This window comes from Pelagibius sp. Alg239-R121 (assembly GCF_947331435.1).
Lineage (GTDB): Bacteria > Pseudomonadota > Alphaproteobacteria > Kiloniellales > Kiloniellaceae > Denitrobaculum.
On the sequence record NZ_CAMZOF010000007.1, the window covers coordinates 85,761 to 110,559 of the forward strand.

Here is a 24,799-nt window from a genome sequence, read left to right on the forward strand (position 1 = left end):
ACGGGTGAGACGTCATGGCTGATCTCAAGCTCCTGATCCTCGGGCCGGTGCGTCTGGAGACCGCCGACGGAAAAGGTGTCGGACGTCTCGGCGTGAAAGCCAAAGCACTCCTGGCTTACCTGGCGATGCAGCCGCACGGCAATGCGGACCGTGACCTGCTGGCAAATCTGCTCTGGGATTCACGCCCACAGGCAGAGGCGCGACATGCTCTACGTCAGGCGCTGCTGACGCTTCGGACTCAATTGGGCAATCACGCGGACAGCCTGTTGAAGTCGGACCGTACGAGCCTGCAGCTGCGCCTGGATGTCGTCGACGTCGACTTACTGCAGTTCAAAGATGCGTTTCGCTCAGGGGATGATGGTGGCTTGGTCGGTGCCTGCGGCCTCTGGCGCGGATCCTTCTGCGACGGACTGGATGTGGGTGCGGAACCCTTCGAATGCTGGCTGCTCAGCGAACGTGCCCGATTGGACGAACTGGCCGCCATTGGTTTCAGGCGCATCGCCAATTTAGAGGCGTCCGTCGGCCGCTTCGAAGCCGCCGTCGAGGCAGCACAGCGCTGCGTTGCGCTCAATCCATTCGACGACTCGGTGCATGCCGATCTGATCGACCTTTACGGGCAACGTGGTTGGCCCGGCCCGGCCCGAAAGGCCTATCGCCGTTGTATCGATCTGTTTCAACGGGAGCTTGGTGAGGTGCCGGATGAAAGCGTTCACGCGGCAATGGCCCGTGCGCTGGACCGGCGCGGTTGTCAATCCGATCCTCATCAATTTCGGCCAACTCCAGGGCGGCGGCTCCCCCCTGTGGCGGTGCCAGGGAAACCTGCCGCTAACTTGCATATCAGTGCTGTGGCTTTGTCCGTTGTTGCCGTCTTCAGTGCCTCGATTTTTGCCGGTGCATTTCTGAGAGATGAATCAAAAGTGACGGTGTCGCGACAGGAGCCGGCTCCACTTGCCTGGGTGGGCACGGGAGCGGCGGAAGCTTATCCACAGACACGCAGCGCAGTTTTTTCAAATCGTTCGGCGGAGATTTCCAGGATCGGAAGTGCCCAGCGGATCACGGCGGGGGAAGCCATCTCGCGGGCGCTTCAACTGGATCCCGATTACGCTTATCTCTATCCAGCGGGGTGCTGATCATGACAAAATCGTTCGCGCGAAATTACGGTCTAATCCGGTTGGCCTTTGTCGCGGCAATCTTGACTGCAGGAGCAATCGGCGCAGGTCACGCCGTGGCAGAGGACATCTCGGGGGAAGGGCCATTTACCGTCAATTTCACGTCGATTGCGATCAGTCCCACGCCGCCGGTCTCGCTGTCCGATGATCGTCACATGGGCATTGCCGAGAATTTCATGACCGCGACCAACGCCAGCGGCAAAGGTCTCTTGCACAATCTGACGGGACGCTGCATTGGCTGGTTCATCGTTTACAAGAGCAGCGCGTCTTATGAATTCCACGGTCACTGCAACTACATCGATGCTGACGGCGACACCGTTTTCGAGAAGGCCGATTTCGATGTTCAGCCTCTCGACTCACTTCGCGTGGGAACCGGCAAATGGCTTGGCGGTACTGGTAAGTACACGGATTTGAGTGGGGTCTTTGAAATCCGCACCAGTCCGCTAAAGCCGATCAGGGAAGGCTTCGTCCAAGGCATCGGCACAAAGCAGGGGAACTACAGCCTGCCGCCGTCGAAAGCGTCGAAGTAGTCTTTGGATTTCGCACGCGCCTCATACGCTCAATGCCTTCTTGTCCTCCAGCACCTTCCGCGCAACTCGGATGCATTCGTGTGGCTGCCAACCAATGCCGGCTCGACGCAAACGGAAAAATCTCTAACCATCAATGGCTTCGCGTATCCAGCTCTGCAGATACTTTAAGGAATGTTCCGATCGCACACCGTGGTTAGGGTCCAGCACCAGGGGACCGGGGCGGTAGCCGCGATTCTTGAGACCGCGCTGTACCGATTCCACCAGATGAATATCTTCCTCGACCGTGGTGGCCCGATCCTGGACGGCGAGGCGGCGGACAACCTCCGAGTCCACGCCGTTGATGCTGTACCAGCCGCGCCAGACCACGACGTGCTCTTCGTCGAGCGCACGCCAGTGATAGGTGTTCAGCACGTTGCCGGGATAGACCTGGAAGGAAAACATCGGCCAGAGAAACCAGGAGGAATAGTCACCTGCATGTTCGTTGGCTTCGAGGTCGATGGGGTAGCTCATCTGATCCAGGTTCTGGCACTCGGTGGTATGGCGCAGGCAGTAACCCCGCGGCTGGATGTCGTAGGTCTCCGGCTTGACCACGCCGGTTGCGAAGGTCGGGTGGTTGAGCTGGCAGTGATAGCATTCGGAATAGTTCTCGATCGAGACTTTCCAATTGCAGTTTTCCTGGATCTCGACCCACTCGAGCGGCTTCAGGCGCTCGATGTCCGGCACGAAGGCTGAAAGCTGTTCGCGCGCTTCAGGGAACCATTCGTCCATGGGCGCCGCGCCGGGATCCAGGTTGACGAAAAGAAAGCCGCAGAAGTCTTCGATTAGGACGGAACTCAGGCAGACCTTCTCTTTGTCGAAGCCGGGCACTGCGCGGATGTTGGGTCCGGCTTTGAGTTGGCCCGTGAGCTCATAGGTCCAGGCGTGGTAGGGACAGACGATGCTGCGCGCATTGCCCGAGCCGGCGACCAGTTCGTGGGCGCGGTGCTGACAGACGTTGTAGAAGGCGCGGATTTCGTCGTCCCGGCCGCGCACGCAGAAAAGGTTCTGTCCACCGACTTCGAAGGCGAAGTAGTCGCCGCGCTTTTCCAGTTGCGAACTGTGCCCTGCGAACTGCCAGGTCTTTGCCAGCAGGCCCTGCTGTTCGATCCGGAAGACCTCCGGGTCGGTGTAATAGCGCGCGTCAAGTGAGTGCACGATGTCGACGGCCTCGCTCACTTCCCGTTTCCTTTTGGTTCGGCCCGCTCAGCGCTCGGATCTTCCCGGTAAATGCCCAGCGCGTGGCGGCGTTCGTGAAAGGCTTCGATGTTGGCGATCACCTCGGGGCTCGCATCCGCGATGACGAAGGCCATCAGGGTTTCCAAAAGCGCCACCGTAGCGACGGTTGAGGGAAAGAACTGCGGCGTATCCGATTGCACCACGAAGCCGTGGTCGCTGCCGGCAACAATGGGGGAGGCCGGGCTGTCCGAAATGCCGATAATGGTGACGCCCTGTTCCCGTGCCACTTCAACCGCGTCGACGACTTCGCTTCGGTAGGGTTTGAAGGTCATGGCCAGCAGCACGTCGTCGGGTCCGGCGCGGGCGATGTCGTCGATGGCGACGCTGCCGCTACGCGGAATGGCCTCGATGGTGTCCACCGCCATGCCTGCGAGATAGGCGAAATTGCGCGCCAGCGCGTTGTTTACACCGACGCCGAGAACATAAGTGCGCCGCGCCTGCACAATCATGTCGGCTGCGGCCTGGACGTGCGCTGCGTCGGTGGTGGCGAAACTCTCCTCGATGTTGGCGATGGCACTGGCGGCCATATCCGCATAAAGGCCGCCGAGTTTACCGCCCTTGGAGAGGGACTGCAGCCAGCGCGCGCGGTCCGGGAAGTCGGCCCGTCCGTTGCGGATCTCTTCGCGGAAGGGCTCACGGAAATCGTCGTAACCCTCGAAGCCGACCGAGCGGGCCATGCGCACGAAGGTGTTGGGTTTGACTTGCGCAGCCTCGGCGATCTCGCGGATAGAAGACACGCCGACGTCGTTCGGATTTTCCAGCACATAGGCGGCAGCCTTGCGGGTCTCCGGCGTCAGGCTCTCCAACTCCACGGCCAGTTCGCGCAACAGGTCCCGGGGCGTCGGAAGTTCTGAAAATGGTACGTTCGTATTATTCATGATTGACGATGGTACAAATATACATTTAGCCTGTCTATCGAAATTCGCGTCTTTTTGTCAGGTCAGGGAACAGTCAGCGTGCCGTCAGATCAATCCTCGAATTTGCCGTCTACGGCCCGCGTGGTGATCGTCGGCGGAGGCATCATGGGCTGCGGCCTGGCCTATCATCTGGCACATGAAGGCTGGCGCGATATCCTGTTGCTGGAAAAGGCAGAACTGACCTCGGGCTCCACCTGGCACGCGGCAGGGCAGATCACCCACTCCACCTCCAGCTTCGGCCTCGGGCGCTGCGTCGACTACAACATCGGACTCTATGCCGGAAAGCTGGAGCAGGAGACCGGCCAATCGGTGACCTGGCACGGTTGCGGTTCCTTCCGGCTTGCCTACAGCGACGATGAGATGGACTGGCTGCGTCATACCCTAAGCGTGGGCCGGGCACTGGGCTTCAACATTGAGCTGGTCGGTCCGGAACGTATCCGGGAACTGCATCCCTTCTATAACCTGGAGGGCGTTCAGGGCGCGCTTCATACGCCGGACGACGGCCATGCCGATCCCTCCGGCATCACTCAGGCGCTGGCCACCGGTGCGCGGCAGCAGGGCGTGAAGATCGTCCGCCGCTGCCGGACCACCGATATCAAGCAACTCCCGAGCGGCGAGTGGAAAGTCACTACAGAGCTGGGCGACGTCACCTGCGAGCATGTTGTGAACGCCGGCGGAACCTATGCCCGCCAGATGGGCGAATGGAGCGGGCTCCAACTCCCCATGACCTCCATGACCCACCACTACTTCGTGACCGACACCGTGCCCCAGTTCCTGGAACTGAAAAGGGAGCTGCCGGTGATCCGCGATGACAAACTGGTTTCCGGCTACATCCGCATGGAGCAGAAGTCAGGCCTGATCGGGATCTACGAAAAAGAAAACCCCAACGCCGTCTGGCTCGACGAATGCCCCTGGGAGGCCGAGAACGAACTCTTCGAGGCGGACTACGACCGGGTCATGCCATGGCTGGAAAATGCCATCGACCGCATGCCGATCTTCACCGAGCTAGGGATCAAGCGCGAAGTGCATGGCGCGATCTCCCATCCGCCGGACGGCAATCCGCTGATCGGTCCCGCGCCGGGTGTGAAGAACTACTGGTGCTGCTGCGGCACCCAGATCGGAATTGGCTGGGGTCCGGGCCTGACCCGCGAACTGGCCCGCTGGATGGTTCACGGGGCCGCGGATATCTCCATGCGGGAGTTCGATCCGCGCCGTTTCGGCGATTACGCCGACAAGGACTGGCAGGTGATCAAGGCGGAGGAAGATTACTGTCTGCGTCACGAGATTCCCTTTCCGCACTTCAACCGCCTCGCGGGCCGGCCGGTCAAACCCAGTCCACTCTACGAGCGTCTTAAGGCAAAGGGTGCGGTCTATGAGGAGGTCTATGGACATGAACGTCCGCGCTGGTTTGCGCGCGAGAGTACGGCGCAGGAAGACCACTACTCCTTCCGCCGGAATGTAGTTCACGACATGGTGGCGGCCGAGGTGAAGGTCGTGCGTGAAGCTGTTGGAATTATGGATATTTCCGCCTTCACGAAGGTCGAGGTATCGGGGCCTGAGGCTGAGAGCTTCCTCGATCGCCTGGTGCCCAACCGATTGCCGAAGAAAGTTGGCGGGATTGCGCTGACGCACCTGTTGAACCGGCGCGGGCGCATTGAAATCGAACTGACCGTCGTGCGTCTGGTGGAGGATCGTTTCTATCTGGTCTGCGCGGCCTTTTTCGAACAACGCCTGCTCGATCATCTGGCGCAGCAGCGCGATGGCGAGACGGTGGAAATCATCAAACGTTCCGACGATTGGGCGGCCATCACGATCCAGGGGCCGAGATCCCGTGATGTGCTCGCGGCTGCCACCCCGGCACTGCTCAACAATGCGAATTTCCGTTGGCTCTGCGCCCGGGAGATCGAAATCGCAGGCAAAGAAATGTGGGCCTTCAGAATGTCTTATGCCGGTGAGTTGGGATGGGAGATTCATGGTCCGCGTGAAGACATGCTGGCCGTCTACGACGCTCTCTGGGCTGCGGGCGAAGCGCACGGCATAGCTGACTATGGTTCCTTCGCCATGAATGTCCTGCGCATGGAGAAGGGCTTCAAGGGGGCAAGCGAGCTGACCAACGAAGTGACCCTGCCAGAGGCTGACGTGATGCGTTTTGTGAAGTTGGACAAGGACTTCCTGGGTAAAGCTGAGACGGAAGTGAGTCTCGGAAGTGCTCTGCCGTGGGTCTGTGCCTATCTGGCCATCGAAGCGGACGACCGGACTGACGGACACGGTGGCGAGGCGGTCTTGTTGAATGGCGCGGTCGTGGGCACGACCAGTTCCGTCGCCTACGGACATTCGGTCGGCAGCATTCTGGCCTTTGCTTACGTAAAGCCGGAAGCCGCCGACACGGAAACGGACCTCGAGGTGGTGATCATGGGCGAAGCCCGCAAGGCGCGGGTGCTCGGGACGGCGGCCTACGACCCGGAAAACCTCCTGCCACGGAGCGATGCCTGATGGCCGACAGTTCCCAAATTCCCGAAACCATGCGCGCAGTCGTGCTGACCGGCCACGGTGGTTTCGACAAGCTGGTTTACCGCGAGGACTGGCCGACACCGCAGCCCGGCCCTGGAGAGCTGCTCATCAAGGTGCAGGCCTGCGGCCTCAACAACACTGATGTCAACACCCGCACGGCCTGGTACTCCAAGAGCGTCACCGACGAGACGACCGGTGGCGCTTTCGAAACCGCCGAAGAGGAAGATGCGACCTGGGGCGGGGCGGCGATCACCTTTCCACGCATTCAGGGCGCCGATGCGGCAGGCACGGTTGTTGCCGCCGGCGAGGGCGCGGATGCCGGCCTGATCGGCAAGCGGGTTCTTATCGACGTCTGGCTGCGGGATTGGGTCGATCCCCTGAACAAGGACAAATGCGGTTATTTCGGCTCGGAGTGCGATGGCGGCTTTGCCGAGTTTACCAAGGCCGATCAGCGCAACGTGCATCCGGTCGAGAGCAATCTGAGTCATGCAGAGCTGGCAACATTTGCGACGTCATATGTGACTGCGGAGAATATGCTGAACCGGGCCCGGGTGGGGCAGGGCGATAGTGTGCTGATTCCCGGGGCGTCCGGTGGCGTCGGCTCCGCGCTCATCCAGCTCGCGAAACGCCGGGGTGCGACCGCGATCGCTATGGCCAGTGAAGCCAAGTGGGACTCTGTTAAAGCCGTGGGCGCCGATGCCTTGTTGCCGCGTGCGCCGGAAAATTTGAAGGCGGCGTTGAAAAAGGCGATCGGAAGCGAAAGCGTCACGGTGGTCGCGGATGTGGTCGGCGGCGAAGGCTGGCCGGCCCTGATTGATGCTCTGGCGCGCGGCGGGCGCTACACCTGTGCGGGTGCTATTGCTGGACCGATGGTGACCATGGATCTGCGCACCTTCTATCTGCGTGACCTTACCTTTACCGGCGCCACCGTCGTCCCGCCTGGTGTCTTCGCCGATCTGGTCGGTTACATCGCGCGCGGTGAAATCAAACCGCTGCTGGCGGCTAGTTATCCCCTGGAAAAGCTCGTCGAGGCCCAACAGGCTTTCATCGACAAGAGGCACACCGGCAATATCGTCGTGACCTTGGAGTAAATGCCGTGAAGATCACGCGCATCACCGTCTGGCAGATGGACCTCCCGCTTTCCGCGCCCTATTGGCTCTCGGGCGGGCGGCTGAAATTCGAAGAGCTGGATTCCACCTTCGTCCGCCTTGATACTGACCAAGGTCTTTCCGGTTGGGGAGAAGGCTGTCCCTGGGGCGAGACCTACCTGCCGGCGCACGGCCGGGGTATCCGAGCCGGGCTGGAAATTCTGGCCCCGGTGTTGCTTGGCGAAGATCCCTGCGCGCTCGATCACATCAATCGCCTGATGGACATCACTTTGCCGGGGCATTTGTACGTCAAATCAGCGCTGGATGTGGCCTGTTGGGATCTTCTCGGCAAAGCCGCGGGCATGCCGCTCTGGCGGCTGATGGGCGCGCAGAAGGCCGCGCCGGTCGCGGTCAATTCCTCGATCTCGACCGGCACGCCCGAGGAGATGATAAGCCTCATCCAAAAAGCGAGCGCCAAGGGATATCGTACTCATTCCGCTAAGATCGGCGGCAGTGATACCCATGCGGACATCGCCCGGATCGAGGCCATCTCTGCGGCTCTCCCGGCGGTGGAAAAGCTGACCTTCGACGTTAACCGCGCCTGGACGCCTGGTGTCGCCATTCAGGTTCTGAACTCTGTCGCGGCACGCGATTGGATCGAACAGCCCTGCGAAACCCTCGATCTCTGCGCCCAAGTCGCCAAACGTGTTCCCCAACCGATCATGCTGGATGAATGCCTTCAGACCTTTCAGAACCATCTAGAAGCCTGGAGACGCGGCGCCTGCGAGGGCGTGAAGGTGAAGCCGAACCGGGTTGGCGGTCTCACAAAAGCGCGGCAGATTAGAGACTTCGGAATTTCGGTCGGCTGGCAGATGCACATCGAGGACGTCGGCGGCTCGGCACTGGCCGATACGGCTGCGCTTCATCTGGCGGCCTCGACTCCCGACGAACACCGACTGGCGAGCTGGCTCTGCCATGATCATCTGGCCGTCGATCCGGTGCCCGGTCAGGGCGTACGGAATCAGGATGGCTTTGTCACGCTGCCCGTTGCTCCGGGGCTTGGCGTTGTGCCCGATCCCGATCTATTGGGCATGCCGGTGGCGATTTACGAGGCGTGACATGAAGATCACTCGTGTCACGCTCTGGCGCGTGCCCCTGACCAGCCACGAGACCTACTACATGGCGGCGGGCAAAGCCTGCGCGACGATCGAGACCGTTGTGGTTCGCCTGGACTGCGATTCGGGTTTGAGTGGCTGGGGGGAAGTCTGTCCGATCCCGCATTACCTTCCGGCCTATGCGCGTGGCGTGGAACCGGCAATCGAGGAAATGGCGCCGGTGTTGTTGGGTGCCGATCCCATCGGTCCTGAAGCGTTGATGACACGCCTGGATGCTCATTTACAGGGGCATCCCTACGCCAAGTCCGCGATCGATATCGCACTCTGGGATCTCACCGCCAAGGCCGCAGAGCTGCCGCTCTACCGTCTTCTCGGCGGGCGGCAAGCGGAGGACCTGCCACTCTATCATTCGATCACCTGCGTCGAACCTGAGGTTATGGCGGAAATCGCGCAGGAAGCCCGGGGGACTGGGATCAAACAGTTTCAAGTGAAACTGGGCGCCGACAAGGATTGGCAGGCAGATGTCGCCCGGCTGCGGCTGGTGCGTGAGGCGGTCGGGTCGGGGCCGCTGGTCTATGGTGATTGGAATTGCGGCGCCAAGCGCCTGGAGGCTACACGGGTCGGTCGGGCCGTGGCGGATCTCGACATCATGTTGGAACAACCCTGCGCGACGCTCGAGGATTGCGCCTCGGTGCGGGCGGCGACAGGCCTGCCCATGAAGATCGACGAGAACGCGCATGATACAGAATCGCTGCTAAAAGCCCATGCGCTCGGCTGTATGGATGCGGTCGCGCTCAAGCTCTCCAAGTTCGGCGGCCTGAGCGCGTTGAGGCGCGCCCGGGACCTCTGCCTGCATCTCGGCGCGAAGCTCTGTATCGAGGATACCTGGGGTTCGGATATCTGCACGGCGGCCGCCCTGCATCTCGCAGCCGCAACCCCGCCGGATGCCGTTCTCAACGTCTGTGATCTTTCCGGTTATGTATCGCCGCGCCTGGACCCGGCGGCGCCGGTGAGGAAGAATGGCCGGATTGCGCCGCCGGACGGGCTGGGTCTCGGTGTCGCGCCCGAACTGGATGCGCTCGGCGAACCTTGCCGGGTTTTTGATTAAGAGGAACACGCCCATGGACGCCCATATTTCCCAGCAGGACTGGATCACCCGTGCGCAAAAAGTGCTGCCCGGAGGCGGTTTTGGGAATTTCGAACCGGGCATCGTCATCCGTGAAGGCCGCGGCTCGCGGGTCTGGGACGAGGATGGCAACGAGTATATCGATTATCTGATCGGCTCAGGCCCCATGCTGCTGGGACATGGCCATCCCGAGGTGCTCGAGGCGGTGCAGGAACAGCTCGCCAAGGGCATGACCTTTTTTGCCAACAATGCCCGTGGCATCGAACTGGCGGAGGAAATCTGCAGCGCGGTTGCTTGCGCCGACCAGGTGCGTTTTGTCAGCACCGGCGGCGAAGCGGATATGTACGCCATGCGCCTGGCGCGCGCTCATACCGGTCGTGATAAGATCGTGAAGTTTGAGGGCGGCTACCACGGAATGTCGGCGGAAGCTCTGATGAGCCTAGCGCCCACGCGGCTGGCGAACTTTCCCATGGCCGTGCCCGATTCGGCGGGGATTCCCGATTCAGTGCGGGACCATATGCTGATCGCGCCCTTCAACGACATTGAGTTTATCCGGCAGCTTCTCGCGGAACACGCCGGAGAGATTGCAGCGGTGATCGCCGAACCCTTGCAGCGGCTAATTCCGCCGGAGCCGGGTTTTCTGGAGGCCCTGCGCGAGGAAACCGAAAAGCACGGCATCCTCCTGATCTTCGACGAGGTAGTGACCGGTTTCCGTCTGGCTTACGGTGGCGCGCAGGAACTCTACGGCGTTACGCCGGATCTCTGCAGCCTCGGCAAGATCATCGGTGGCGGGCTTCCCCTGGCCGCCATCGCCGGTAAGGCCGAGGTCATGGCCCACTTCGACAAGGCTAAAGTGGGGGAGGATGGCTTCACGCTTCAGATCGGAACACTGAGCGGCAATCCAGTTGCCTCTGCGGCGGGCTTGAAGACCATGGAAATTCTCCGGCGTCCGGGCAGTTACGATCGCTTGAGAGCGCACGGCAAAGCCATCATGGCGGCGCTCGCCGAGCACTTGTCGGCGGTGGGTGTCGAACATCAGATTGTGGGAGACCCCGTGCTTTTCGATGTGGTTTTCGCGTCTGACAAGATCACCGGCTATCGCGGTGTGTTACGTGGCGAGGCAAGCCTGGGGAAGAACTTCAACAAGCTGTTGCGGCAAAAAGGCATCTTCAAACCGGACGGCAAGATCTATCCCTCGCTCGCGCTCACCGATGAAGATATTTCGCAGACCGTGGATGCCATCGCCTATGCGGCAAAACACATTCACGACTCCTAAGGAACCAGCCACATTTACTTTACCGCGGCCTGTTCTTTCGGCAGGCGGTCGATGAGCTCGGCGAGGAGACCCCAGAAAAAATCTTCGCCCGGGTAACCTTGGATGCGTCCGATTTCGCGGCCCTCGTCGACCAGAACAAAGGTCGGGGTGAAGCGCACGGCTTTTACGTCGCGCAGGTCTTCCGGCCGCGTGGCGTGAAGGTCGACACGGCGCAGCGGGGCTCGCTTGCCTTCTGTTGTCTTGGGATAGATCTCAGAGATTTCCTCGTCCCAGACCTCGCACCATTCGCAGCCGGCCTGCTCGAACATGATCAATTGCGCCGCACCTGCTGGAGCAGCTGGCATCAGAAAAAGAGCTGCGAAGCTCAAGCAAAGTGCCTGAAGGAGCCTCATTCCGCCGATCCTTGTGGCTTTCTGTTTTCTATGCATATCATAAAACATATGATAAATGGAATATGAAGGCGAGTGCCAGTGAATACTGGTCGAGGTGCGTCAGACGATCAGAACATGCCTTCTGAGCCATCAGGACTGTCCATCAGATTCGAAGTCAAAAGAGTATCATAGAAAGCAACGGGAAACCATTTGTGCCGGTCATGGTCTTGTGTTGGAAACCTGCATAATGTATCCGCCTGTTCCCCTTTATGACCGGGTTGTTTCTCCTATGTCGGCTTCAGATTTGTTTCGTGTGATCTCGATTGTGTTCGCCGCGGTGACCTTTGTTGTGTTGGGGGACACTGCCGGCAAATTGCTGACGGCGGACGGCGTCGATCCTTTTATCATTGCCTGGACGAGATTTGCGCTGGCGGCTGTCTTCTTTCTGCCTTTCAGTGGTTTGAAGCTGGGAGAGCTGTCTTGTCTCAAGGATTGGAGAGTTCTTCTGCGCGCAGCCTTTATTGCAGGCGGAATCTGCTCAATCCTGACTGCGCTGAAGACCGAACCCATTGCCAACGTCTTCGGTGCATTCTTTATCGGCCCGGTCGTGTCTTATCTTTTGGCAATCCTCTTTCTTGGTGAAAAACCTTCGCAGACCAGGGGATTTTTGCTCGGGTTCGGGTTTATTGGCGTCATGCTGGTTGTTAAACCCGGCTTCGGCGTGACACCCGGCATCGTCTTCGCACTGGTTGCCGGGGTATGCTATGGGGCATATCTCGTAACAACCAAGATGACGGCGGGCGATTACAGACCGCGCTTGCTTTTGTTCTCGCAGCTGCTGGTCGGTTCAATCCTTCTCACGCCTGCAGCGCTATCTGCGGAACTGCCGCAACTCGATGTCACTGTATCTCTGCTGATCGCGGGAAGCGCCTTCGGTTCCACCCTGGGCAATTACCTGCTTGTGATCGCACATCGCAAAGCGGAAGCCAGTCTGATTGCGCCACTGGTCTACACACAGCTTATTTCGGCGACGCTCCTGGGCATTCTGGTGTTTGGTGACTGGCCCGATATCTATTCGCTCCTCGGCCTCACAATTATCGTTTTATCCGGCCTGGGATCGTTGCTCGCCACAAGGCGGGACGCATCGCGGGCGACCGCGGTTGTGGAAAGAAGTTAACCCAGGGTCCTGCCGGTTTTCGCAGTTGGCGGAATGATGGCAATCGGGCCCCGTGATGGAATTGGAGACCGATCTTCGTGAGCTTCGACGTCACCTTTGGTGGAGCCTTTGTTGCCGGCCTGCTCTCGTTTCTCTCGCCGTGCGTCCTTCCGCTGGTCCCGCCCTACATCTGTTTTATCTCAGGTGTGTCCTACGAAGAATTGGCGGACGGCAGCGGACAGGGGATTGCCGGCCGTGCAGCGCGGTCGGCGCTGGCTTTTGTTCTCGGGTTTTCTGTCGTGTTCGTGGCTTTGGGCGCGAGTGCCAGCGCCATCGGTCAGCTTTTTGCGAGCTACGTCGATGTCCTCAGCTACCTTGCGGGGGCGGTGATTATCGTAATGGGGCTCCATTTCCTGGGGCTCTTTCGCATTGCATTCCTGTACCGCGAGGCGCGGCTTCACCTGGAGCGTAAGCCGGTGGGACTGATTGGTGCCTTTGTCATCGGCCTGACCTTTGCGTTTGGTTGGACGCCCTGCGTCGGTCCGGTGCTGGCGGCCATTCTCTTCATCGCCGGCAGTGAGGATACGGTCGTCCAAGGAGCAAGCCTTCTGTCCGTCTACTCACTGGGAATCGGCGTGCCTTTCCTGCTGGCGGCCCTGTTTGCCAGCCAATTCGTGCAGCTGATGTCCCGATTCCGGCGTCATCTGGGATTGGTCGAGAAGATCAGTGGGCTGCTGCTGGTCCTGACCGGTGTTCTGATCATGACGGGTTCAATGAATTGGATAGCCTATTGGTTATTGGAGACTTTTCCGGGTTTGGGCAGCAGCGGTTAAAGCTGTCTAAATCTCATCGCATTCAAATATTGCAATATGTTTCTTGATTTAAGAAGCGATGTCTGGTCATTATCAACCTGTCGCGAAGTAGCGCGGTTGAAAAAAGAACGAATGGGCCAAGGCGAGCGGGACAACCCGACGAGACCTAAGCGCCCGATCAAACTGACAGGGAGAGGTGGACGCTGTGCAAAGCAGACACACAACAGGACTCAAGCTTTTTGCTAGCCTCGGGGCTTTGGCCGTATCGATCGGGTTTGCGGCCGGTGCCGTTGCCGCGCCGATTGCGCCCCAGGATGTCAAGATCGTCGATCATAAGATCGACGCATCGCTGACCGGGGCTGCCGGCAATGTCGAAGCCGGCAAAAAATGGTTCAAGGGACGCAAGGCCGGCAATTGTCTGGCTTGTCACGAAAACAGCGATATGGCGAGCGAAGCCTTTCATGGTGAAATCGGCCCCTCGCTGGACGGCGTTGCCGGCCGCTATTCGGAAGGCCAGCTGCGCGCCATCCTGGTAAACTCCAAAGCGGTGTTCGGCGGCGAGACGATCATGCCGAGCTTTTATCGTGCCAACTTTGGGCACCGCATCGCGAAGTCGTTCAAGGATAAGACCATCCTCTCGGCCGAGCAGGTCGAGGATGTGGTCGCCTATCTGAAGACGCTTGGCGAATAGATCGAAATCTGCGTTGAACCGGCACGCCACATCGGATCCAAGGGCCACCGGTTGTTAGGAGAAAAACTATGAAGGAAATGTCACGTCGACAAGCGCTTGCGCTGGGTTCGGGGCTGGTGGCCATCACCCTGTTACCCCTGCCGGCCACTGCGTCGATCGAAGAAGTGAACGAAGACATCAAGAAGTTCACCGGCGGCGCCGAGGCGGCCGAAAGTGCGATCATCAAACTGGAAGTGCCGGAGATTGCTGAGAACGGCAACACCGTGCCGCTTTCGGTTTCCGTGGACAGCCCCATGACGGCGGACAACTACGTCAAACGGGTCATTCTGCTGGCGGAGAAGAACCCAAATCCAGGAGTTGCCACCTTCCACTTCACTGCCAGAAGCGGTGTCGCGGAGGCTTCCACGCGGATGCGTCTCGCCACCACCCAGAATGTCGTAGCCGTTGCCGAGCTTTCGGATGGTTCGTTCCACATGACGAAGTCAACGGTCAAGGTCACGATCGGCGGCTGCGGCGGCTGAGCGAAGAGTTAAGGAGACTATAGCGATGGCAAAATCAAAGCCGCGCGTGAAGGCGCCCAAGTCTGCATCCAAGGGCGAGGTGATCACGATCAAGACCCTGATCTCGCACAAGATGGAATCGGGCCAGCGCAAGGATAAGCAGGGCAACGTGATTCCCCGCAGCATCATCAACCACTTTACTGCCAAGTTTAACGGCGAGGTGGTCTTCGAGGTGGATATCGAGCCGGCGATTTCGGCGAACCCCTATCTGCAATTCAAGATGCGGGTCGACGAGCCGGGCGAGTTCGAGTTCATCTGGAATGATGATGACGGCTCGGTCTACACGAAAAAACAAAAACTAAAGGTCGGATAAGACCTGCTCTACCGCGACAAACAAAAACAATCGCGGAACTGCACGGGGAGGAATGAGATGGAACTGAAGAACAAAGCGACGGTTTCTGCGCTTGGGGTTGCCTTTGCTGCCCTGCTGGTGCCGGGCTTGCTGGCCGGTGGTGAAGCGCTGGCTTTGCCTGAAGGCATTGAGACGGTGAAGGTCGCGCCGACATCCAAAGATCATCCGCTCGACGAGATTCTGTCGGGCTGGCACTTCCGTTCGCCGGAAACCCAGGCACTTCAGGAAGACGACTTCGAAAATCCGGCGTTTCTCTGGGTCGAGCAGGGTGAGGAACTCTGGTCGACTGTCGAAGGCGCCGCGAACAAGTCCTGTTCGAGCTGTCATGACGATGCGTCCGAGACCATGGCCACCGCGGGCGCGAATATGCCCAAGTGGAACGAAGCTCTGGGCAAGCCGGTGAACCTGGAGCAGCAGATCAATCACTGCCGTACCGAGCGCATGGAAGCAGATGCCTGGAAGTGGGAGTCGACGCAACTCTTGGCCATGACGGCCTACGTCCGGAATCAGTCGCGCGGCGAGCCGGTGGCGGTTCAGACCGACGGCCCGATGAAGCCCTGGTTCGAAAAGGGCAAGGACATCTACTACACCCGGGTCGGCCAACTGGATATGGCCTGCTCGTCCTGTCACGAAGGTTATTACGGTCAGCAGATCCGAGCCGACCGGCTCAGTCAGGGGCAGACCAACGGCTTTCCGACCTATCGCTTCAAGTGGCAGAAAATCGGTTCGCTCCACCGCCGTTTCAAAGGCTGTATGAAGAACATCCGGGCGACACCTTATAAGGTCGGGTCCGACGAGTTCCTGGCACTCGAACTCTATACTGCCTGGCGGGGGCAAGGGCTCCCGGTCGAGGCACCTGCCGTGAGGCAGTAGAACGAATGCGGAGAACGGGTGGTGTGCAGGAGCGCCACCCGTTTCTGCGCAGTCCTGAAAACAATTTGATTTTGGTTGCAAGGGCAGCGCGCGCCAGATTGCTTCGGCGGAGCGGTGGCGTCAGCTTTGCCGGAGGAGAACAAGGATGTTGTCGAGGCGCGATTTTCTGCAGGTCAGTCTAGCGGCCGGAGCTGTCTGGGGTGCGGGCATTCCCTGGGCGCGGGCTGCGGCGCAGCAGAAACTGACTCAGGACGACCTCCTGGCATTCGAGCCTCTGGGCAATGTGACCCTGCTGCATATCACAGATATTCACGCCCAGCTCGTGCCGGTCTATTTTCGCGAGCCCAGCGTCAACATCGGCGTTGGTGAAGCGCAGGGATTACCGCCGCACGTGACCGGCGAAGCTTTTCTGAAAAAATACGGCCTTTCGGGTGGCAGCGCGTCGGCTTATGCGCTGACCGATCAGGACTTTGGCGCGCTGGCACAGGCCTATGGCAAGGTCGGTGGTATCGACCGTCTGGCAACGCTGATCAAGGCGGTACGGGCCGAGCGCCCGAATCAGACTCTCTTCTTTGACGGCGGAGACACCTGGCAGGGCTCCTACACCTCTCATGAATCTCAGGGCGGGGACATGGTGCGCGTGATGAACGCGCTGGGCACCGATGCCATGACCGCCCATTGGGAGTTCACCTACGGCAGCGACCGGGTGGAGGAGCTGATCGAGATGATCGAGTTTCCCTTCCTGGCGAACAACGTGCGCGACACAGAATGGGAAGAATCCGTTTTCGAGGGTGTCAGCACGTTCGAGCGGGGCGGGGCCAAGATCGCCGTGATCGGTCAGGCGTTCCCCTATACCCCGGTAGCCAATCCCCGCTACAAGGTGCCGACCTGGTCGTTCGGTATCCGCGAAGAGGCCATCCAGGAACGGGTCGAAGAGGTGCGTGCTGCAGGGGCGGATCTGGTGGTGCTGTTGTCTCATAACGGCTTCGATGTTGACCGGAAGCTTGCCAGCCGCGTAAAGGGGATCGACGTGATCCTCACCGGGCATACGCACGACGCCCTGCCGGAAGTGGTCATGGTCGGTAAGACGGTCCTGGTTGCCAGCGGGTCGCATGGAAAGTTTCTGTCTCGTCTGGATCTGGACGTACGCGATGGTGAACTGAAGGGCTTTCGATACAAGTTGATGCCGGTCTTTTCCGATGTGATTGCACCGGACCCGGAAATGACGGCGCTCGTCGAAGACATCCGGGCACCCCATAAAGCGCTTCTGGAAAAGGTGGTGGGGACAACGGATTCGCTGCTTTTCCGCCGCGGCAATTTCAACGGCACCTTCGATGATCTGATCTGTCAGGCTTTGCTGGAAGAGCGCGACGCCGAGATCGCATTGTCGCCTGGTTTCCGTTGGGGGGCGTCCCTTCTGCCGGGCCAGGAGATCACGATGGAAGACGTTCATAATGCGACCTCCATCACCTATCCGGCGGCCTATCGGACCGAGATGACGGGCGCGTTCCTGAAGACCGTTATGGAGGACGTGGCCGACAATCTCTTCAATCCCGATCCCTACTACCAGCAGGGCGGGGACATGGTCCGCGTCGGCGGCTTCGGCTACACCATCGATCCGACCGAGAGCATCGGCAGCCGCATTTCCAACATGACATTACTCTCCAGCGGCGCGCCGATCGATCCGGTCAAGAGCTATGCCGTCACCGGCTGGGCGAGTGTGAACGAGGGAACCGAAGGGCCGCCGATCTGGGATGTGGTGGAGTCCTACGTCACCAAGCATAAGGCCGTTTCCGTGGCACCAAACGATGCGGTGAAGGTCGTCGGTGTCTGAGGCCAATCCACAAATTACAGTTGGAATCAGAGTCGCCTGTCATGGCTCGACTTTACATATTCAAAAAAACGAATATTATTCCTGCAGAAGAATGCTGCTGTCAGAGGAAGCGTTATGAGTGAGTCGGGGAAGGCAAAAGGCCGGACAACGCGCCGCGGATTTCTATCAGGTGCGGCCGCGGTCGGTGGAACGCTGGCGACGGCCGGGCTGGTCCGGCCTGCGGCTGCGGAGAGCGACCCGGAAAACCTGCCGCCCAATGTTGCCGACTGGTCCCGCTATCTTGGCGAGGGCGTTGACGCACGGCCCTACGGCATGCCTTCGGAATTCGAAGAGCATGTGGTCCGGCGCAACGTCGCCTGGCTGACCGCTTCGACCGAGAGCTCGGTCAATTTTACGCCGCTTCACGAACTCGACGGCATTATCACACCGAATGGTCTGTGCTTTGAACGCCATCACGGCGGGATCGCAGAGGTCGATCCCAGTGACTTCCGGTTGATGATCAATGGACTGGTCGACAAGCCCCTCATCTTCACCATGGATGACATAAAACGCTTCCCGCGCACCAACAAACTCTACTTTCTGGAATGCGCGGCGAACTCGGGCATGGAGTGGCGCGGGGCGCAGCTCAACGGCTGTCAGTTCACCCACGGTATGATCCACTGTGTGATGTACACCGGTGTGCCACTGAAGTTCATCCTGGAAGAAGCAGGGCTGAAGACCAACGCCAAATGGATCATGCCGGAGGGCGGAGACGCTTCGGCCATGAACCGTTCTATCCCCCTGGAAAAAGCGCTCGACGACTGCCTTGTTGCCTTCAAGATGAATGGCGAAGCGCTGCGGCCAGAACAAGGCTATCCCCTGCGCCTGGTGGTGCCCGGGTGGGAAGGGAACATGTGGGTCAAGTGGCTGCGCCGGATTGAAGTCGGCGATCAACCCTGGCATGCCCGTGAAGAGACGTCGAAATACACCGATCTGCTGGAAAACGGCCAGTCCCGGCGCTTTACCTGGGCCATGGACTGCAAGTCGATCGTCACCAATCCAAGCCCGCAGGCGCCGCTGTTGCACAAGGGCCATAATATCCTGAGCGGACTTGCCTGGTCGGGGCGCGGCACGGTAGATCGAGTGGATGTCACTCTGGACGGCGGCAAGAACTGGCGCAATGCACGGATTGACGGACCCAGCTTCGATAAGGCTGTGCATCGCTTCTATTACGAATTCGACTGGAACGGCGAACCCTTGCTGGTCCAATCGCGGGCGATCGATTCCACCGGCTACGTGCAACCCACCAAGGACGAGCTTCGAGCAGTGCGCGGAACCAACTCGATCTACCACAACAACGGGATCCAGACCTGGCACATCCGCGAGAACGGCGAGGTCGAGAATGTTGAGATCAGTTAAAATTCTTGCCGTTGCGTTGATCCTGTCCGCGCCAGTTGCGCTGTCTGCGCAGGCCGAGTCTCTCGGGCTGGGCCGCCCGGCTACGGCAGAGGAAATTGCCGCCTGGGACATCGACGTGCGGCCCGACGGGCAGGGCCTGCCTGAAGGCCGTGGGACTGTGACCGAAGGCGAGGAGGTCTTTCAGGAACGCTGTGCAAATTGTCACGGCGAGTTCGGTGAGGGCACGGGGCGTTGGCCGGTACTGGCCGGCGGTTTCGAAACCCTGGCAACGGAAGATCCGGTGAAAACCATCGGCTCCTATTGGCCCTATCTCTCAACAGTGTACGACTACGTCAACCGGGCCATGCCTTTCGGTGATGCCCAATCGCTGACGCCGGACGAGACCTACGCGGTCGTTGCCTATCTGCTCTATCTGAACGACATCGTCGAGGATGAGGAATTCGAACTTTCGAAAGCCAACTTCACCGAGGTTCGCCTGCCCAACGAAGCGAATTTCGTCGAGGATGCCCGCCCTGATACGGCCAAGGTGGCACAGCAGGAACCCTGCATGACCGATTGCAAGGCCGAGGTGGAGATCACGGCCCGCGCCCGCATCATCGACGTGACGCCGGAAGACGAGAGCGCCGGCTCTGCGCTCGACTAAACCTTATCCACCCAATTAGTCCCGGGGAGTCGCGCCATGAGGTTATCGAATCTTTTCGCTTGTGCCCTCGCTTTGGCGGGATTTGCGACCGCTATGCCGTCCTCTTCATTTGCACAAGAGACACGTGAGGTCGAACTGAAACATGACGGGCTTACGCTGCTCGGCGATCTGGTCATGCCTGATGATGGCAGTCTCAGCGATGGCGCCGTTCTGCTGCTGCATGGTACCTTGGCGCACAAGGACATGGAGCTGATCGAGACGCTGCAGGTCGCCTTGGCCGAGCGCGGTGTGGCCAGCCTCGCACCGACACTCTCCCACGCCATCGACAGTCGCCGGGGCATGTACGACTGCGGTACACCGCACAGGTACCGCTACGAAGACGCGCAGAATGAGCTCGCTGCCTGGATCGACTGGCTGAAATCCGAGGGGACGGGACCGGTCACGCTGATGGGGCACAGCCGTGGTGGCAATCAGGTGGCCTGGTTTGCCGCAGCAGCGGCGGGAGACGGCGTGGCCAAGGCCGTTCTCCTGGCGCCCGCCATGTGGACCGGTCCGGAAGCCGTCGAGGCCAACTACGCCAAGCGATATGGTGCCCAGCTGTCACCCGTTATGGGAGAAGCGGAAAAATTGCTCGCCGCGGGAAAGGGCGATCAGCTTCTTTCCGTGCCCGGATTTATCTACTGTGGGAAGACCGAAGTTGCGGCGGTGAGTTTCGTCTCGAACTACGCGGTTGAGCCGCGGCGGGACACGGCCGGGCTTGTCCGGAAAATCAAGATGCCGGTTCTTGTAATCGCAGGTTCCCTCGACGAGGTAGTGCCCCAGGTGCCTGCGCAGATCGGGCCAATTGCCGACGGCGAAAAGATTCGCCTCGAAGTCGTCGAGGACGCCGATCATTTCTTTTTGGATTTTTACGCCGAAGACGCCGCAGATCTGGTGGTTGAGTTTGTTACGGAATAGCTTTCGGCCGAAACAAACTGACTGTGTCTATTCAAATTCCATCTGCTCGAACACCCGTCCCGCATTCCGCGTGGCCAGTTGCTCGTAGGTGTCCAGGTGCGCATAAGGGCTCTGGTCGACGTAATAGGCCTTGTCCAGTTCGCCGCCGTTATCCAGATGCTCCTGGATCTTGCCTCGCAGATAAACCAGATAGTCTTTGGTGTAGCGGCGGACCTGATCCATGTTGGTGGGATGGCCGTGGCCGGGAATGACATAGTGCGCGCCCAGGGCCTCGAAGTTTTCCCAGCTCTCCAGCCAGGCGGCGGTGTCGGTGTCGTCGAAGATCGGCAGCATGCGCTCGTGGAAGGCCATGTCACCGGCGATCACCAGTTTCTGTTCGGGCAGCCAGACCGCGATGTCGCCCGGCGAATGTGCCGGGCCAAGGTTCCGAATCTCAATCTTGAAGCGACCCATCTCGATCAGCTTTTCATCTTCAAAGGTTTCGCTGGGGCCTTGCAGGGTCGTCTTGTCGGCTTTCTCTTTGTTGTAGCGCTGCATGGTGGCGAGGATCTGTGCGCTACGGTCGTCGAATTCCTCGGCAGCCTCGACGTGAGCGAGGATGGGAACGCCTATCTCGGCCCAATAGGAATTGCCGAGCATGGCGTGGCCCTGGCCGTTCTCGTTGACCACCAGTTTGACCGGCTGATCGGTGACGACCTTGATTTCATCGTGGAGCGCCTTGGCCAGCAGGTAGGCGGCGCTGCCGTTGATCACCACGACACCATCGCCGGTCACGATGAAGGAAAGATTATTGTTGTGGCCCGAGTTTTCGTAGCCCGGCGGCGCCGTTGCGCCGATTGCAGACCAGACGCCGGGGATGATTTCGACGGGTTTGGCGTAGAGCAGGGACTGTGGATACTGATCGGGAATGTCTTCACTGGCGAAGGTGGCGGGCGCCGTAAAGAGGAGAGCCGGAAGAAGAAATTTAGCAACTGCCGCGAAACCGATAGGACGCATTGAGTTCACCCCGGATTGTTTGGCAAAACATTATATTCAGAAAATTGAATATACAAGTGTTGGATTTCCGCCTCTGGAAATCCACAAGCTCAGAGAACCGCAGTTACCGGTTGTCGGGGCGTGGTTATATATATAAAATATTGAATGTAATAAGGCTCAAGGAACACAAAACACGAGCCGGGGAGGGATGTCGTGATGTTGGATCGAAGAGCAGTGCTCATTGGATCTTTGGCGGCTGTCGGGCTTGGGGCCGGACCAGGCCAGGCTTTGGCCGCAGCAGAGCCGGAACTCGCGGACAACGGCCTGCACAGCCAGGACTGGTTTCTCCAGTCTTTTCTGGACCTTCAGGAAGATCTGGGCGATGCGGAAAGCGGCGGCAAGCACTTTGCGGTGTTGTGGGAACAGGCCGGCTGCCCCTATTGCCGGGAACTACATGCCGTCAACCTGATGCGCCCCACGCTGGTGCGCTATCTCAAGGAAAATTTCGAAGTGCTTCAGCTCGATCTCTGGGGCAGCCGGGCGGTCACGGATTTCGACGGCGAGGAGTTGGAGGAGCGTGCGCTCGCCCGCAAGTGGCAAATCAACTTCACGCCGACGATCTCTTTCTTTCCCAGGGATTCCGGCGCCGTTGCGGGTAAGAACGGCCGCGAAGCCGAGGTCGCACGCATGCCCGGCTATTTTAAGCCGTTCCACTTTTTGTCGATGTTCGAATATGTCCGGGACGGGCGCTACGCCGACCAGTCCTTTCAGCGCTATCTCCAGGATAAATTCGCGCGGATCGAAGCGGAGGGCGGTACGGCCGATGTCTGGTGATTGCCGGTCGCGGGGTGTAACCTTGTTGCATGGATAGCCTGCCGACCCCGACGCTCCTGGCGATTTGCGGCCTGGCCATCGGCGTTATTGTCGGTGCCGTAGCGCGGTCGGCGCGCTTTTGCACCTTCGGTGCGATCGAAGACCGGGTGCTGATGGAGGACTCGCGGCGGGTGCGGGCCTGGGGTTTGGCGATTGCCGTTGCAATGGCCGTCGTCCAACTGCTCAACGTTTTTGGGATCGTTCCCATCGAGGAGAGCTTTTATCTCTCGGCGGATTTCGGCTGGGCCGGGGCGATAGTGGGTGGACTGCTGTTCGGCTTTGGTATGGCCCTGATCGGCACCTGTGGTTACGGCTCTCTGATTCGGCTCGGCGGCGGCGACCTGCGCGCTTTCGTGGTCACTCTGATCATTGGGTTAAGCGCCTACATGACCGCCCGCGGCTTGACAGGTGTGTTGCGCGAAGCGGTCATCGAACCGCTCAGTCTCGATCTGAGCGCGATCGGAGGACAGGGGCTCTTCCACCTTGTTGCCTGGTCCTTGGAAACCTCTCAGGCAACGGCGAGCTTTTGGTGTTGCCTGGTCGTCGTCGGCGCTATTCTGTTCTGGTGTTTTCGTGATGCGGCCTTTCGCGCATCCCCTACCGATGTTCTTGCGGGCAGCCTGATCGGTCTCGCCGTGGCTGCCGGCTTTGCCGCAACGGGTATTTGGGGGCAGGATCCTTTCGATCCCCAGCAGATCGAATCCCTGACCTATGTTCTGCCGCCGGGCGAAGCGATCGTTTATCTGATTACCTTTACCGGCGCGACAGCCAACTTCGGGATTGGCGTCGTGCCGGGAACGATCCTGGGGGCTTTTCTCGTGGCCGCCAAAAAGCGGGAGCTACGTTTAGAGGCCTTCGATGACGCCCGTGAGATGCGCCGCTATCTGATCGGTGCCTGCCTGATGGGCGTCGGCGGCGTTACGGCGCTGGGTTGCACCGTCGGGCAGGGGATCTCCGGCATGGCCACCCTCTCGCTCTCGGCGCCGCTCGCCCTGGCGTCGATTTTTGCCGGTGCGAGCTTTGGCCTTCATTATCTCATTACAGGAAGTCTGCGCGAGGCACTCGCGTCCTTCGAGCTCACGCGTCGGATTGCGCCGCGGTGAGCACGATGATTTCACGCAAACCGGCTTCCTGCAGTCGGCGCTGATATCAGACGGCGGATCTCCGGGCGCATGGCGAGGCTTTGGCTTTCGCGTAGCGCTGCGCGGAACGCTCTGGGAGTCTGTCCGAACTGGGCCTTGAAGACGCGGGAGAAGACGGCCGGGTAGGAAAAACCGCAGGCAATGGCGACGTCCTTGATGGAGAACTCTTCGTAGAAGAGGAAATTGCGAGCGGCCTGCAGGCGGACATGGAGGTAGAGCCGCATTGGCGATTCTCCGAATGTACGCTTGCAAAGGCGTGAGAGTGAGCGCTGGGAAAGCCCAAGCTCGCTTGCGAGCTCGTTGAGCCCAAGTGGGAAATCGAGGTTCCGTTCCATCAGGGAAACAATCCGCTCCGATGGCGAATTCTGTTCCGATTCCAGTTGTCCGTCGTCGCGCTGTTGCGCCATCGGTTCGCGGCGGCTGTGTACCAGGGCATTGGCGACCTCATTTGCCAGGGCGTCGCCGTTAAAGCGGGCGATAAGATCCAGAACCATGTCGAGCGTTGCGACCCCACCTGCGCAATGTACCTGATTGTCATTGATCAGATAGATCTGGTTTTTCAGGGTGGCTGTGGGGAAGCGCTCCTGAAAGGCGGGAACGGCCTCCCAATGCAGCACGAGTTCGTTGTTCCCGCTACCACCCACCAGGCCGGCCTGGGCCAGGGCGAAGGCGCCGGTATCAACACCGCCGACTATCGCGCCAAAGCGTGCCGCGGCTCTGAGGTGTCCAAGGAGGCGTTGCGAATTGCGCTGGGTCGGCAGATTGCCTTCGAATAGCAGATAAACGTCGGCCACGGGCATGTCCTGAATCGCGGAATCGACGTCGAACCACATGCCGTTGCTTGCACGGACAGGCTCACCTGATTCCGAAATGAACGACCAGTCGAAGAGCTGACGCCCGGAGTTCTGGTTAGCAATCCGCAAGGCGTCGCTGGCGAGGATCAGAGCATTGAGTGGAAACTCCGGCTGGAGCAGGAAATTGAATCGCGGTGGGGCTCCGGAATTTGACGCTTCGAGCGAGTCCATAGGTAAATACCTGCGCAGTCTGGCTGAAATTATATATATTATGGCTTAAAAAATCAATTTATGTTGCTGTTCCAATGCAAGACTATGACAGCATCAAGGACGGCCCAAGCGCAGTCCTCAGCATTTAGAT

Annotated in this window: 24 protein-coding genes; 19 read left to right on the top strand and 5 right to left on the bottom strand. The window is 59.7% G+C overall.

Going from position 1 to position 24,799, the window contains the following annotated elements; all coding sequences use genetic code 11:
• Window positions 1–14: 14 nt before the first annotated feature.
• Together QMZ18_RS22170 and QMZ18_RS22175 are read left to right on the top strand one after the other, a co-directional pair.
• Window positions 15–1,130, top strand: a complete 1,116-nt coding sequence (locus tag QMZ18_RS22170) for a BTAD domain-containing putative transcriptional regulator (protein ID WP_282608544.1) — start codon at window positions 15–17, stop codon at window positions 1,128–1,130.
• Window positions 1,131–1,132: 2 nt separating this feature from the next.
• Window positions 1,133–1,699, top strand: a complete 567-nt coding sequence (locus tag QMZ18_RS22175) for a hypothetical protein (RefSeq protein ID WP_282608545.1) — start codon at window positions 1,133–1,135, stop codon at window positions 1,697–1,699.
• A 123-nt stretch (window positions 1,700–1,822) separates the two neighbouring features.
• On the opposite strand, the gene QMZ18_RS22180 is transcribed toward QMZ18_RS22175, so the two are convergent.
• Complete coding sequence (locus QMZ18_RS22180) at window positions 1,823–2,914, bottom strand: aromatic ring-hydroxylating dioxygenase subunit alpha (protein ID WP_282608546.1); 1,092 nt, start codon at window positions 2,912–2,914, stop codon at window positions 1,823–1,825.
• On the bottom strand, window positions 2,911–3,852 hold the full coding sequence (locus tag QMZ18_RS22185) for a MurR/RpiR family transcriptional regulator (RefSeq protein ID WP_282608547.1): 942 nt from the start codon (window positions 3,850–3,852) through the stop codon (window positions 2,911–2,913). The genes QMZ18_RS22180 and QMZ18_RS22185 overlap by 4 nt, the downstream gene beginning before the upstream one ends.
• Before the next feature lie 78 nt (window positions 3,853–3,930).
• Here QMZ18_RS22185 and QMZ18_RS22190 point away from each other — a divergent pair, with 78 nt between their 5' ends.
• From QMZ18_RS22190 to QMZ18_RS22210, 5 genes are read left to right on the top strand one after another with little or no spacing between them, the layout of a single operon-like run.
• A complete protein-coding gene (locus tag QMZ18_RS22190; protein ID WP_282608548.1) occupies window positions 3,931–6,384 on the top strand; it encodes an FAD-dependent oxidoreductase in 2,454 nt (817 codons plus the stop codon).
• Window positions 6,384–7,493: an alcohol dehydrogenase family protein gene (locus QMZ18_RS22195; RefSeq protein WP_282608549.1), complete on the top strand. Its 1,110-nt coding sequence runs from the start codon at window positions 6,384–6,386 to the stop codon at window positions 7,491–7,493. The genes QMZ18_RS22190 and QMZ18_RS22195 overlap by 1 nt, the downstream gene beginning before the upstream one ends.
• 5 nt (window positions 7,494–7,498) lie before the next feature.
• Window positions 7,499–8,608: a mandelate racemase/muconate lactonizing enzyme family protein gene (locus tag QMZ18_RS22200; protein ID WP_282608550.1), complete on the top strand. Its 1,110-nt coding sequence runs from the start codon at window positions 7,499–7,501 to the stop codon at window positions 8,606–8,608.
• Between the two features lies 1 nt (window position 8,609).
• Window positions 8,610–9,713, top strand: a complete 1,104-nt coding sequence (locus QMZ18_RS22205) for a mandelate racemase/muconate lactonizing enzyme family protein (protein ID WP_282608551.1) — start codon at window positions 8,610–8,612, stop codon at window positions 9,711–9,713.
• Window positions 9,625–11,007, top strand: coding sequence for an aspartate aminotransferase family protein (locus QMZ18_RS22210; protein ID WP_282608552.1), 1,383 nt, complete (start codon window positions 9,625–9,627; stop codon window positions 11,005–11,007). The genes QMZ18_RS22205 and QMZ18_RS22210 overlap by 89 nt, the downstream gene beginning before the upstream one ends.
• Before the next feature lie 14 nt (window positions 11,008–11,021).
• On the opposite strand, the gene QMZ18_RS22215 is transcribed toward QMZ18_RS22210, so the two are convergent.
• The gene (locus QMZ18_RS22215; RefSeq protein ID WP_282608553.1) at window positions 11,022–11,399 is read right to left on the bottom strand and encodes a hypothetical protein; all 378 of its coding nucleotides are present in this window, start codon (window positions 11,397–11,399) and stop codon (window positions 11,022–11,024) included.
• Between the two features lie 268 nt (window positions 11,400–11,667).
• Here QMZ18_RS22215 and QMZ18_RS22220 point away from each other — a divergent pair, with 268 nt between their 5' ends.
• The 10 genes from QMZ18_RS22220 (at window position 11,668) to QMZ18_RS22265 (ending at window position 20,654) form a co-directional block, all read left to right on the top strand.
• Complete coding sequence (locus QMZ18_RS22220; protein ID WP_282608554.1) at window positions 11,668–12,555, top strand: DMT family transporter; 888 nt, start codon at window positions 11,668–11,670, stop codon at window positions 12,553–12,555.
• Window positions 12,556–12,632: 77 nt separating this feature from the next.
• On the top strand, window positions 12,633–13,367 hold the full coding sequence (locus tag QMZ18_RS22225) for a cytochrome c biogenesis CcdA family protein (protein WP_282608555.1): 735 nt from the start codon (window positions 12,633–12,635) through the stop codon (window positions 13,365–13,367).
• A gap of 184 nt (window positions 13,368–13,551) precedes the next feature.
• Window positions 13,552–14,037, top strand: coding sequence for a sulfur oxidation c-type cytochrome SoxX (gene soxX / locus QMZ18_RS22230; protein WP_282608556.1), 486 nt, complete (start codon window positions 13,552–13,554; stop codon window positions 14,035–14,037).
• A 68-nt stretch (window positions 14,038–14,105) separates the two neighbouring features.
• Window positions 14,106–14,558: a thiosulfate oxidation carrier protein SoxY gene (gene soxY / locus QMZ18_RS22235; protein WP_282608557.1), complete on the top strand. Its 453-nt coding sequence runs from the start codon at window positions 14,106–14,108 to the stop codon at window positions 14,556–14,558.
• A 25-nt stretch (window positions 14,559–14,583) separates the two neighbouring features.
• Window positions 14,584–14,910, top strand: a complete 327-nt coding sequence (soxZ, locus tag QMZ18_RS22240; protein ID WP_282608558.1) for a thiosulfate oxidation carrier complex protein SoxZ — start codon at window positions 14,584–14,586, stop codon at window positions 14,908–14,910.
• Window positions 14,911–14,967: 57 nt separating this feature from the next.
• The gene (soxA, locus tag QMZ18_RS22245) at window positions 14,968–15,822 is read left to right on the top strand and encodes a sulfur oxidation c-type cytochrome SoxA (protein ID WP_282608559.1); all 855 of its coding nucleotides are present in this window, start codon (window positions 14,968–14,970) and stop codon (window positions 15,820–15,822) included.
• 145 nt (window positions 15,823–15,967) lie between these two features.
• The gene (gene soxB / locus QMZ18_RS22250) at window positions 15,968–17,656 is read left to right on the top strand and encodes a thiosulfohydrolase SoxB (RefSeq protein WP_282608560.1); all 1,689 of its coding nucleotides are present in this window, start codon (window positions 15,968–15,970) and stop codon (window positions 17,654–17,656) included.
• A gap of 114 nt (window positions 17,657–17,770) precedes the next feature.
• A complete protein-coding gene (gene soxC, locus QMZ18_RS22255) occupies window positions 17,771–19,054 on the top strand; it encodes a sulfite dehydrogenase (RefSeq protein WP_282608561.1) in 1,284 nt (427 codons plus the stop codon).
• Window positions 19,038–19,697: a c-type cytochrome gene (locus QMZ18_RS22260; protein ID WP_282608562.1), complete on the top strand. Its 660-nt coding sequence runs from the start codon at window positions 19,038–19,040 to the stop codon at window positions 19,695–19,697. Before soxC ends, QMZ18_RS22260 begins: the two co-directional genes overlap by 17 nt.
• Window positions 19,698–19,733: 36 nt before the next feature.
• Entirely contained in the window at window positions 19,734–20,654 is a 921-nt protein-coding gene (locus QMZ18_RS22265; protein WP_282608563.1) for an alpha/beta hydrolase, read from the top strand.
• 27 nt (window positions 20,655–20,681) lie between these two features.
• Here QMZ18_RS22265 and QMZ18_RS22270 read toward each other — a convergent pair whose 3' ends face one another.
• The gene (locus tag QMZ18_RS22270; RefSeq protein WP_282608564.1) at window positions 20,682–21,650 is read right to left on the bottom strand and encodes an MBL fold metallo-hydrolase; all 969 of its coding nucleotides are present in this window, start codon (window positions 21,648–21,650) and stop codon (window positions 20,682–20,684) included.
• Between the two features lie 195 nt (window positions 21,651–21,845).
• Between QMZ18_RS22270 and QMZ18_RS22275 the strand changes: the two genes are divergently transcribed.
• Together QMZ18_RS22275 and QMZ18_RS22280 are read left to right on the top strand one after the other, a co-directional pair.
• On the top strand, window positions 21,846–22,463 hold the full coding sequence (locus QMZ18_RS22275) for a thioredoxin family protein (RefSeq protein WP_282608565.1): 618 nt from the start codon (window positions 21,846–21,848) through the stop codon (window positions 22,461–22,463).
• 29 nt (window positions 22,464–22,492) lie between these two features.
• Complete coding sequence (locus QMZ18_RS22280; protein WP_282608566.1) at window positions 22,493–23,605, top strand: YeeE/YedE family protein; 1,113 nt, start codon at window positions 22,493–22,495, stop codon at window positions 23,603–23,605.
• A gap of 11 nt (window positions 23,606–23,616) precedes the next feature.
• Here the strand turns inward: QMZ18_RS22280 and QMZ18_RS22285 are convergent, their stop codons facing one another.
• Window positions 23,617–24,669: a GlxA family transcriptional regulator gene (locus tag QMZ18_RS22285; protein WP_282608567.1), complete on the bottom strand. Its 1,053-nt coding sequence runs from the start codon at window positions 24,667–24,669 to the stop codon at window positions 23,617–23,619.
• Window positions 24,670–24,799: the final 130 nt, after the last annotated feature.

What these genes read in the sequence shown, in the direction of transcription:
- QMZ18_RS22170 (WP_282608544.1), top strand. Translation starts at nt 15, where the DNA reads ATGGCTGATCTCAAGCTCCTGATCCTCGGGCCGGTGCGTCTGGAGACC.
- QMZ18_RS22175 (WP_282608545.1), top strand. Translation starts at nt 1,133, where the DNA reads ATGACAAAATCGTTCGCGCGAAATTACGGTCTAATCCGGTTGGCCTTT.
- QMZ18_RS22185 (WP_282608547.1), bottom strand. Translation starts at nt 3,852, where the DNA reads ATGAATAATACGAACGTACCATTTTCAGAACTTCCGACGCCCCGGGAC.
- QMZ18_RS22195 (WP_282608549.1), top strand. Translation starts at nt 6,384, where the DNA reads ATGGCCGACAGTTCCCAAATTCCCGAAACCATGCGCGCAGTCGTGCTG.
- QMZ18_RS22205 (WP_282608551.1), top strand. Translation starts at nt 8,610, where the DNA reads ATGAAGATCACTCGTGTCACGCTCTGGCGCGTGCCCCTGACCAGCCAC.
- QMZ18_RS22210 (WP_282608552.1), top strand. Translation starts at nt 9,625, where the DNA reads ATGGCCGGATTGCGCCGCCGGACGGGCTGGGTCTCGGTGTCGCGCCCG.
- QMZ18_RS22215 (WP_282608553.1), bottom strand. Translation starts at nt 11,399, where the DNA reads ATGAGGCTCCTTCAGGCACTTTGCTTGAGCTTCGCAGCTCTTTTTCTG.
- QMZ18_RS22220 (WP_282608554.1), top strand. Translation starts at nt 11,668, where the DNA reads ATGTCGGCTTCAGATTTGTTTCGTGTGATCTCGATTGTGTTCGCCGCG.
- soxY (WP_282608557.1), top strand. Translation starts at nt 14,106, where the DNA reads ATGAAGGAAATGTCACGTCGACAAGCGCTTGCGCTGGGTTCGGGGCTG.
- soxZ (WP_282608558.1), top strand. Translation starts at nt 14,584, where the DNA reads ATGGCAAAATCAAAGCCGCGCGTGAAGGCGCCCAAGTCTGCATCCAAG.
- soxA (WP_282608559.1), top strand. Translation starts at nt 14,968, where the DNA reads ATGGAACTGAAGAACAAAGCGACGGTTTCTGCGCTTGGGGTTGCCTTT.
- soxB (WP_282608560.1), top strand. Translation starts at nt 15,968, where the DNA reads ATGTTGTCGAGGCGCGATTTTCTGCAGGTCAGTCTAGCGGCCGGAGCT.
- soxC (WP_282608561.1), top strand. Translation starts at nt 17,771, where the DNA reads ATGAGTGAGTCGGGGAAGGCAAAAGGCCGGACAACGCGCCGCGGATTT.
- QMZ18_RS22260 (WP_282608562.1), top strand. Translation starts at nt 19,038, where the DNA reads ATGTTGAGATCAGTTAAAATTCTTGCCGTTGCGTTGATCCTGTCCGCG.
- QMZ18_RS22265 (WP_282608563.1), top strand. Translation starts at nt 19,734, where the DNA reads ATGAGGTTATCGAATCTTTTCGCTTGTGCCCTCGCTTTGGCGGGATTT.
- QMZ18_RS22270 (WP_282608564.1), bottom strand. Translation starts at nt 21,650, where the DNA reads ATGCGTCCTATCGGTTTCGCGGCAGTTGCTAAATTTCTTCTTCCGGCT.
- QMZ18_RS22275 (WP_282608565.1), top strand. Translation starts at nt 21,846, where the DNA reads ATGTTGGATCGAAGAGCAGTGCTCATTGGATCTTTGGCGGCTGTCGGG.
- QMZ18_RS22280 (WP_282608566.1), top strand. Translation starts at nt 22,493, where the DNA reads ATGGATAGCCTGCCGACCCCGACGCTCCTGGCGATTTGCGGCCTGGCC.
- QMZ18_RS22285 (WP_282608567.1), bottom strand. Translation starts at nt 24,669, where the DNA reads ATGGACTCGCTCGAAGCGTCAAATTCCGGAGCCCCACCGCGATTCAAT.